We start from the raw sequence: 9,303 nt of genomic DNA, 5'->3' as shown, positions 1-9,303 counted from the left end.
CATGAAGCCCTTCCTTATGTATCATGAAGCCCTTCCCTATGTATCAGGAAGCCCTTCCTTATGTATCAAGTAGCCCTTCCTTGTGTATCAGGTAGTCCTTCCTTGTGCTTTTCTGCTTTTAACATTCCCTTCCTTACTTTTACGCCGTCTCATTCATCCTTACATGAAACAACCACCAAAGTATGAAACAAACCTTGCTCTCCGTTACGTGTATACTTCTCTGCACCCTGTTTGTAAACGCACAGGATATCATCATCAACAAAGACACCACCATTACCAACACCTGGAACATTCCGAAAGGCAGCATTCTTAAATTCGGCAGTAAAGGAAAAATCAGTGGCAATGGTACCATCAGGGGAGGCATTATTGATGCGGCGTACACACAGTGGATTTTTGACACTGCACTCAACGTTTTTCCCGAAGGAACGTATACCAATGTGTTTAGTGCAAGATGGTTTGGTGCCGGACATTTTAAAGACAATCATGTGCCTTTGCAAAAAAGCATCAATACCATTCTAAACAATGGAACGCTGCGTAATTTATTTATTCCACGTGGTGTGTATGCGTACAGCAAATCGTTAAAGGTAGAAAGCATTTATAAAGGCAACTTCAGTAACTGCAGTATTCATTTGTATGGTGAATCGTCTTTTTGGGACAGCGGCCCCGGCACTACTCTGCAGTACACGGCTACCGATGGTTTTGCATTGGGTCTGCAGTTGAACAAAGGAAGCGAAATTGATCACCTCACCATTACCGGAATGTTTAAAGCACCCGAAGGCGATGACCGTACCTATTACAATATTCCGTTTGAAAACTTTAATGATGTAAACGGCAAATGCACACCGCTTTATGCCGGCCTGGTAATTGATTACGACGGCAGTAAAAATGTAAGTGGTTCAACAGGTATACAGGTGCATGATGTAAACGTGGGCAATTTCAGCATTGATTATCTCATTAGTCCGAATGGTAAAACCTTTAATGCCGATATTCTGTTGTTCGAAAACATCCGCTGCGGTAATGCCAAGGTTGGCTTTGCTACGGGGCAGGCGCAGGAAAAAGGAAATGTTATTCGTGGTATTTACAGCTGGGGCAGTGTGCATACCTTATTTGTTGCAGGCAAGTACGGCAAAGCACAGGCAGGCAATTACACGATTGATGGCGGTAATATTGCCGGGCGCTGTATTCGTTTGTTTGATATTTCGCAGGCGGGTTGGTACAGCACCAACATCAGTAATTTATTTGCAGAAAGTTTGGGCAGCATCGGCAGCATTAGCACACAAATTCCGGTGAGCATCAGCAACAGTACGTTTCATTTTATGTATCCATCGAAAGTGGGACGGCAGGTATTGTTCAACAGCAATAATGAGAAGGTGGTTTTCAGTAATTGCATCCTGCGTTACTATGGTTTGCAGGATCCGTTGCTGATAAAAGGGAAAGCCACATTTACGAATTGCCAGTTGAGCGGAGCGGTGGTGAGTGAGTGAGGTTTGCCACGAAAAGCACGAATTGACACGAAACTATTTGTGGTTTAAATAATAGCCACGGATGAACGCAAATGGACACAGATGAAAGCAAAATGACAACCACGAATTGCACGAATGAACACGAAAAAAATAGTTGTCTTGATTTGCGCTCGAAGACTTCGACCTGACAGGTTTATTCCGCTTATGCAGTTGCATTTAGTTTTACTGATAGAACTATAAGTATTAACCTGTCAGGTCAACAACCGAAGTGTATTTGTATTTCTTTCTTTTTCTTCGTGCTGCTTTGCGCTCTTCGTGTCTTCGTGGCAAAATCTTTTTTTCTTCGTGGTTCAACATAACTTACAACTCCACAAAATCCAGTTCCTTCGCAAAGGTTTCTTTGGTTTTTGTTACTGCAATAATCCCAATCAGCATCACCAATGCACCGGTTACCCATGCAGCAGTAACATAATTGGCCAGTACTTTTTCGCTCCGCAGAAACTGGAACAACAATAAGAGCAACGGCAAACAACCCCTTACTAAATTGGGAATAGAAATAGCCGCTGTTGCACGCAGGTTGGTACCGAATGCTTCTGCACTCATGGTAATGTATAACACCGAAATACCTGAACCAAAACCCAAACCCATACACAGCAGATACATATTGGTAGCACTTCCTCCACCCTTCAATGCAAAAAACAAAAAGAGAAACAACGCAGTAATAGCATAATAGAGATACAATGTTTTCTTGCGGCTTTTAATGAGGTTACTGATGATGCCTGCAAACATATCGCCAAATGCCAATGCTACATATTGCAGCATCAATGCTTTGGGTTGATCGAAGCCGGCAATGCCAAACTGTTTGGCAAACTCATCGGAAAAACTGATGATGACACCAATGATGTACCAAACAGGAAGACCAATTAAAATACCCCGCATGTAACGAAAGAAACGTTCACGGTTGTTGATGAGCATAAGGAAGTTCCCCATTTGAATGTGTTTCTCTTTTGCATTATCGTACATGCGGCTGTCGAGTACACCCATCCGTAAAAACAACAAGGCAAGTCCCATACCGCCGCCGATAAAATAACACAAGCGCCAATCGCCTCCACTCCAGTCATGAATAAAGTAAGCAGTAATGGTGCCCATTACACCACTGGTGGCAATAATGGCGGCAGCAATACCACGTTTTTCTTTTGGTAACAATTCGCTGGTGAGTGTAATGCTTGCACCCAGTTCGCCTGCAAGTCCTAGACCGGCAATAAAACGCAGCCAGGTATATTGATCGGTTGTTTGTACAAAGCCGTTGGCAATAGTTGCTAAAGAATACAACAGGATAGAACCGAACAATACACTCTTTCGTCCTTTCTTATCGCCGAGGATGCCCCACAAAATGCCCCCTACTGTAAGCCCCAGCATTTGCCAGCTGATGATGTGTTCACCAATATCTTTCATGGATGATTCGGGAACACCGAGATCGGCAAAGCTGGAACGACGGACAATATTGAACAGAAGTAAATCGTAGATATCAACAAAAAAACCAAGTGCTCCTACAATAACAGGGAGCGACAGAATGCCGTATTGTTTTGGTTGCATGCAGTGAATTGTTTGGCAACGGAAGATAATGGATTCTGTTGATTGCTGCTGCTGTGTTACTGGCGCAGGTATCCCAACCTGTTCAGTAACATAAACGAGGGGAAGCTTTTTTCGTAACACAAAGCTACAACCGAAGCGTCATTGCGAGGGTGTGGGCTTGTGTAAGGGGCTGTGCCGAAGCAATCTGCTCTATACAATTTATTCTCCGTAACGGGAGATTGCTTCGCCAAATAACAAGGGCTCGCAATGACGTCAACGAGGGATAGCTTTCTTCGTAACACAAAGCCACAACCGAAGCGTCTTTGTATTACTTTCTTTTCTTCGTGTTACTTTCTGCTCTTCGTGCCTTCGTGGTTCAACTTCTTTTCTTTGTGGTTCAAACGAATTTTACTTCGAAGGCATGCTCGGTCTTACTTCAATCTTACTCGGTAATGTGCGTGGGTTCAACTGCAAAATATCCACCACCAGCTCACCGATATCTTCGGGTTGTATCTTCCATGCATCTGCATCGTTGGGTGTATGATTGTTGAAATGCGTTGCCACAGAACCGGGCATAATGGTCGTTACTTTAATGCCGTACTTACGCAGATCGAGCATAACAGCCTGTGTAAATCCAACCAAACCAAATTTGCTTGCATTGTAGGCAGAACCGTTTTCGAAAAAGTTGGCGCCTGCCAGGCTTGCAATGGTGATGATGTAACCTTTTGTTTGTTTCAACGGATCGACACCTGCTTTTACAGTATGAAATACACCGGTAAGATTGGTATCGATGGTTTCTTTCCACTGCGCTTCTGAAATATTTTCAATCGATGCAAAATGCCCGATGCCTGCATTGGCAATAACAACATCTACTTGTCCGAACTGCTGCACTACTGCAGCAATGGCATTTTGTTCTGCAGCCAGCGAACTCACATCCGATTCCAATGCCAGAATAGCTGCACGATCGCCCTTCAAAGTTGCAGCTGCTTTTTCTGCCGCCTGCAACGAGCGGCCGGTGATGGCCACCTTCATCCCCTTATCGAGCAAGGCTTGTGCTATGCCGTAACCAATACCTTTTGTGCCGCCAGTTATATAAGCTACTTTTCCTTTCAACATATTTCTTGTTTTATTGTTAGTGTACAGGATTAAAATTACAGAATAAAAGCGGCAGACTGTTTGCTGCACACTGCAATAGTGCCATTAACTTGCATTTCTTACATTTACTGATAAAATAAAAATCAACCATGAGTCCGAAATTGTTCTTGTATACTTCTGCTTTGTTGTTTAGTGCAACTTCCGGCAGTTGTGCAGACAAACCAAGCAACCCGTATACCGACACAACCAACCTACCCCCTGTTGAAACAAGGCCTGCAGGTACCGATTACAAACCTGCATTTCCGGGTCAAACAAGAATTGGTGGCATTAAAACAACTACTGCGTACAAAGTAGATAAACTGGCCACTGCCATTGGTCGTCCGTGGGCGATTGTGCCTATTCCCGGCGGCAATTTTCTTGTTACCGATAAGAGTGGTTTTATGCAGTTGTTCGATGGCAACGGAACCCTCATTAAAAAAATTACCGGCTTACCTGCAGTAGATGCATCCGGACAAGGTGGCTTGCTCGATGTTGCACCCGATCCTGATTTCACCAGCAACAAAATCATTTACTGGAGCTTTTCTGAAAAGACAGGTGACGTGAACTTGATGGCTGTTGCGAAAGGTGTACTCAACGAAGCAAATGGTACGGTTGATAATCCGGTGGTGATTTTCCGTGCAACACCTGCGTTGAAAAGTAATGCACACTATGGTTCACGTATTGTGTTTGATAAAGACGGGAACATGTTTGTAAGTACCGGCGAACGTTCGATTCTTGAAGGTCGTAAACAGGCCCAGGATCTGGCATCGGGTCTTGGAAAGATTTTCAAGATCACGAAAGATGGAAAACCTGCACCGGGCAATCCGTTTATTGGCAAAGCAGGTGCAATGCCTGAAATTTATTCGTACGGCAACCGTAATGTGCAGAGTCTCGATATTCATCCGGTAACAGGTGATTTGTGGGAGTGTGAGTTTGGTCCACGTGGCGGCGATGAATTGAATATTATTAAAGCCGGTAAGAACTATGGCTGGCCCATTATTACCTACGGCACCGAATACAGCGGACAAAAAATCGGTGATGCCATTCAGCAAAAAGATGGCATGGAACAACCGATTTATTATTGGGATCCAACTCTTTCACCAAGTGGTATGACTTTCTATAAAGGCAATGCCATTCCTGAATGGGAAAACAATTTGTTCATTGGTGGATTGAGCGGTTCGCATATTTGCCGCCTGGTGATCAAGGATAAAAAAGTTGTTGGCGAAGAACGTTTACTCGCCGATAAGCAGGAACGTTTCCGTGATGTGGCATACTTCAATGGTATGCTATATGCGGTTACGGATAACGGCAATATGTATCGCATCAGTAAGCAATAAGCAACACCGGACATTTCGACTCTCTCCTTCGTTAAAGCTACGGAGAGCAAGTCGCTCACACTTCGACTTCGCTCAGTGTTCATACTAAAACGGGCGGCCTTTTGCCGCCCGTTTTAGTATGAAGAGTTTCTTTTCTGCGATCAATACAACCCACCCCTTTCAGTTAGTATGCCTGTTTAACTTCCTACTGCCCCTCCAGGGAGGGGATAGAGATGTTGACAGCTCATCATTCTTTGCTATGATAAAACGATGTGCCGCTACCCGCATTCACCATTCACCATTCACCATTCACCATTGACCATTCACTCCAATCACAACGCCTTTCCTTCTTCCAATGATTTAATTGCTGCTTCCAGTGCTTTTCTGTTGCCTTCGTCAGGCGATTGTGCCAGAGCCAGCTTTGCATATTTCAATGCATTCTTCAGATCACCCAAGGCAGAATAGCCACGCATTAAACCGGCGTTGGTGGGGAAAGCGCCTTTGTGTTTTTTATAGTTGAACTGAAATACTTCCATCGCTTCGTTTATTTTCTTCTGATTCAGTAACTGTCTTGCATAACCATGTATTTCAACAGCAGTACCGTTTTCCATTGCTTCTTTCATCAAGGCATCCGCTTCCTGTGTGCGGCCAAGTTTAGTTAACAGTCCGGCTTTGGTACTTAAAGCACTAAATGTTTTTACACCACCTAATGTGGGTGCTACTGCGGTATTGATCCAATGCAAAGCCTGCTCGTAGTTGACATTGTTTTGCAAACACCATTGTGCTCCCGCCTGCAACGCAGCCGGTTCAAAACCCAAATCGCCGCTGAGTTGTGTTTGAATAGAAGCCAACGTCGTCTTTACCACATCTACAGTAACGGTAAAGGGTATGCGCCAACGCTCCCACTCTACTGCTACTTCTACCGATTGTGCCGTTTGTTTGCTGAAGGTATATTCCAGGCGCTCTTTACTTTGTTGCTGATCCTTTTGTTGTTTTGTTGAAACACGCAACACATCAAGGTCTTTGTTGTAAAAATAACTGCCCCAGCCTTCGGTGTTTTTGTTGAAGATGAGTGTACAGCTGTCGTTATATAATGCAATAAAGAAACCGTACTTGCCTGCTTTCAACGGCATCCCGTTAATGGTTACATCAGTAGAAAAAGAAATCGTGGTGCTTTCATCGGCACCGGCACGCCAGGGACTTTCAACAATAGAACCATAGCCCAATACTGTGAAGCCAAACGGTGCAATATCGGTGTTCCATATTTTTCCTTCACGGCCTTTTACTCCCGGCGAATTATAGGTAATATCAATATCAGTTAATGCCAACCGGCGGCTGATCTTGTTTTTGTAATTAGCACCGTTATCGGGCAAATGCAAACGTTGTGCAACGGCAGTGAAGCCGGTAACCATTAGCATTGAAAAGAGAATCGCTATTCGTTTCATAATAAGGTTATTTAAACGTAAAAGTAAACTTCTCCTTACGCATATAAAAACAAACGGTAACCGCAGGTTACCGTTTATCATGCAAAGCAGAGAAGATGTTATTGTTTCTTTTTTACAGTCTGTATCATCAGTAATCAGAGTAATCGGCCGGACGTAAAAACGTAATATCAATGTGCGATACATTTTTTTGATAGAACGGATCGCTGGAGAGCTTTTTCCATTGTGCATCGGCACTAAAGGCTTTCCAATGTGCATTGCGTTCGTCCATATTTTCGAAGCTGGTCATGTACATGAGGTTGGGCATTTTGCTCCCGGCAATTACTTCGCTGTAAAAAATGGCGTTGAAGTTGAGACGCTTGAATAAGCCGATCTCATCACCTTCGTTAAACATATGCACTTTGTTACGGAAGATCTTTTCAGTTGCACTTTCGTAGCTGCGTAATTCGTACACACGCTCTTTCTTGGCCGACTGCAGATTTGGTTTCATTAACGATGGCGCCAAATGAAATGCTTTTAATAAGATCGTTTCCATACGGCTGTAAGGAGCTGCGGTATACACTGCATCCAGGTATTCCTTTCCTGCCTGTAGATACGCTGCATCTTTTTCCAGCTTTGCAGCAACGCCGGTAAACTGTTCAACAGCGGGTGCAGTAATCAGCACATATAATAATTTCTCTTTTGCAGTATCGTTGGCAATGGCTTTAAACACACCAACATCTTTGTATTGTTGGCGGTGCAAAGCAGGTAGTAACGCATTTTGCAGATAATTATCCAACACCTTTTCCTGTTCGGCGGTTGTGTAATGATACACCGTAAGCTGGTAAAACGATTGTTTGGCGGGCTTCTGTGCAAAGCTGCTCACCAGCAGCAAACAACTCACTAAACAAAAAAGAAGATGTACACTTTTTCTCATATGACAATGATTTTGGATGAAGGTACTTCTTTCTGAAAAACAGTGCTGCTTTAAGAACAGAAAACACAAAACCAGTATTGCCCGAATTTTAAATAACAATAACTTCGTGAACATCCCATCATATTCAGAACGGGTAGTCTTCAACATGAAAAAAACTGCTGCTATTCTTAGTTTATGCTTAATTGCTGTTGCAACAGTTGCACAGAAACATGCAAAGCCTTTTCAGCAACAAACCAATAAAGACAGTTTGCTGTACAGCCAATGGTATCAGCACCTGCATGCCAATCCCGAATTAAGTACCATGGAAGCGACAACGGCAGCCTATCTGAAACAAGCGGTTACACAGTGGGGTTATACCATCACCGATTCGTTGGGTTACTACAGTTTTGCAGCGGTATTAAAAAATGGTGATGGACCTGTTGTTTACTATCGTACAGATATGGATGGATTACCCTTGAAGGAACAAACCGGTTTACCTTTTGCCAGTACTGTTACAAGAATGCGTGGTGAAGAATCGTTACCTGCGATGCATGCCTGTGGCCATGACATTCACATGAGCGTATGGTTAGGCATTGCCAAATTAATGGCCGAGCAACGTAATACATGGAAAGGTACACTGGTGTTGCTTGCACAATCGGCCGAAGAAACGGGGCAAGGTGCCAAGCGCATGATCACCACCACCAACTTTCAACAACTACCTCAACCGAATAAACTGTTAGCTGTACACGACCATGCAAGTTTGCCTGCCGGCACTGTTGGTTTTTGCAACGGTTATATGATGGCTGCTGTTGACATGATGAACATTACCATTTATGGCAAAGGCGGTCATGGTGCTGTGCCCGATCAGGCTATTGATCCGGTGTTACTGGCAGCGCAATATGTAACAGCCATTCAATCGATCGTAAGTCGTAATCTTTCACCGAACGATCCGGCAGTGATTACCGTAGGTGCTATACAAGGCGGCAGTGCCGGCAATATTATTCCCGATAAAGTAGTACTGCGTTTAACGATCCGTTCGTACAGCGAAGCATCACGTGCCATTATTTTTCAACGGTTGAAAACCATTGGTGATAACCTGGCTATTGCTGCAGGCTTGCCCAGCGATAAATTACCGTTATATGATTTACTGGATATGTCAATCCCTTCAGTATACAACACACCTGCATTAGGCGATCAGCTGCGTACAACAATTGCACAAAAGCATGGAGCCGCTGCAGTGCAACAAGTACAACCGGTCATGATTGGTGAAGACTTTGGTGTGTATGGACGATTTTTTAAAGATACACCTGCATATCTGTTATGGCTGGGCACTGCAGCACCCAACAGTAATGCAGCAACATTACCATCGTTGCATTCACCGTTTTTTGCACCGGCGTATAAAGAAACCATTGCAGGCGGTGTACAACTGATTGCTACTTGTTTAACATCCTTGTTCTCCAATGTAAACAACTAATCAA

Annotated in this window: 7 protein-coding genes; 3 read left to right on the top strand and 4 right to left on the bottom strand. The window is 43.8% G+C overall.

Annotation, left to right across the window (positions count from 1 at the left end):
• Positions 1-182: 182 nt before the first annotated feature.
• Complete coding sequence (locus IQ13_RS00610; protein ID WP_144883479.1) at positions 183-1,484, top strand: hypothetical protein; 1,302 nt, start codon at positions 183-185, stop codon at positions 1,482-1,484.
• A gap of 339 nt (positions 1,485-1,823) precedes the next feature.
• Here IQ13_RS00610 and IQ13_RS00605 read toward each other — a convergent pair whose 3' ends face one another.
• On the bottom strand, positions 1,824-3,059 hold the full coding sequence (locus IQ13_RS00605) for an MFS transporter (protein ID WP_144883477.1): 1,236 nt from the start codon (positions 3,057-3,059) through the stop codon (positions 1,824-1,826).
• Between the two features lie 387 nt (positions 3,060-3,446).
• Complete coding sequence (locus IQ13_RS00600; RefSeq protein ID WP_199758138.1) at positions 3,447-4,154, bottom strand: SDR family oxidoreductase; 708 nt, start codon at positions 4,152-4,154, stop codon at positions 3,447-3,449.
• 128 nt (positions 4,155-4,282) lie between these two features.
• On the opposite strand from IQ13_RS00600, the gene IQ13_RS00595 reads away from it, so the two are divergent.
• Positions 4,283-5,509 (top strand): PQQ-dependent sugar dehydrogenase, encoded by a 1,227-nt coding sequence (locus IQ13_RS00595; protein WP_144883475.1) that lies wholly within the window; start codon positions 4,283-4,285, stop codon positions 5,507-5,509.
• A gap of 311 nt (positions 5,510-5,820) precedes the next feature.
• Here the strand turns inward: IQ13_RS00595 and IQ13_RS00590 are convergent, their stop codons facing one another.
• Together IQ13_RS00590 and IQ13_RS00585 are read right to left on the bottom strand one after the other, a co-directional pair.
• On the bottom strand, positions 5,821-6,933 hold the full coding sequence (locus IQ13_RS00590) for a DUF2911 domain-containing protein (RefSeq protein ID WP_158637271.1): 1,113 nt from the start codon (positions 6,931-6,933) through the stop codon (positions 5,821-5,823).
• A gap of 127 nt (positions 6,934-7,060) precedes the next feature.
• The gene (locus tag IQ13_RS00585; protein ID WP_144883471.1) at positions 7,061-7,846 is read right to left on the bottom strand and encodes an NIPSNAP family protein; all 786 of its coding nucleotides are present in this window, start codon (positions 7,844-7,846) and stop codon (positions 7,061-7,063) included.
• 145 nt (positions 7,847-7,991) lie between these two features.
• Here IQ13_RS00585 and IQ13_RS00580 point away from each other — a divergent pair, with 145 nt between their 5' ends.
• The gene (locus IQ13_RS00580; protein ID WP_158637270.1) at positions 7,992-9,299 is read left to right on the top strand and encodes a M20 metallopeptidase family protein; all 1,308 of its coding nucleotides are present in this window, start codon (positions 7,992-7,994) and stop codon (positions 9,297-9,299) included.
• Positions 9,300-9,303: the final 4 nt, after the last annotated feature.

It is taken from the genome of Lacibacter cauensis, assembly GCF_007830055.1.
Classification (GTDB): domain Bacteria; phylum Bacteroidota; class Bacteroidia; order Chitinophagales; family Chitinophagaceae; genus Lacibacter; species Lacibacter cauensis.
This window is presented reverse-complemented; position numbering and strand designations above follow the sequence as displayed.

Excerpts from the sequence above, each read along its gene's own strand:
- IQ13_RS00610 (WP_144883479.1), top strand. The coding sequence starts at position 183 with ATGAAACAAACCTTGCTCTCCGTTACGTGTATACTTCTCTGCACCCTG.
- IQ13_RS00605 (WP_144883477.1), bottom strand. The coding sequence starts at position 3,059 with ATGCAACCAAAACAATACGGCATTCTGTCGCTCCCTGTTATTGTAGGA.
- IQ13_RS00600 (WP_199758138.1), bottom strand. The coding sequence starts at position 4,154 with ATGTTGAAAGGAAAAGTAGCTTATATAACTGGCGGCACAAAAGGTATT.
- IQ13_RS00595 (WP_144883475.1), top strand. The coding sequence starts at position 4,283 with ATGAGTCCGAAATTGTTCTTGTATACTTCTGCTTTGTTGTTTAGTGCA.
- IQ13_RS00590 (WP_158637271.1), bottom strand. The coding sequence starts at position 6,933 with ATGAAACGAATAGCGATTCTCTTTTCAATGCTAATGGTTACCGGCTTC.
- IQ13_RS00585 (WP_144883471.1), bottom strand. The coding sequence starts at position 7,846 with ATGAGAAAAAGTGTACATCTTCTTTTTTGTTTAGTGAGTTGTTTGCTG.
- IQ13_RS00580 (WP_158637270.1), top strand. The coding sequence starts at position 7,992 with ATGAAAAAAACTGCTGCTATTCTTAGTTTATGCTTAATTGCTGTTGCA.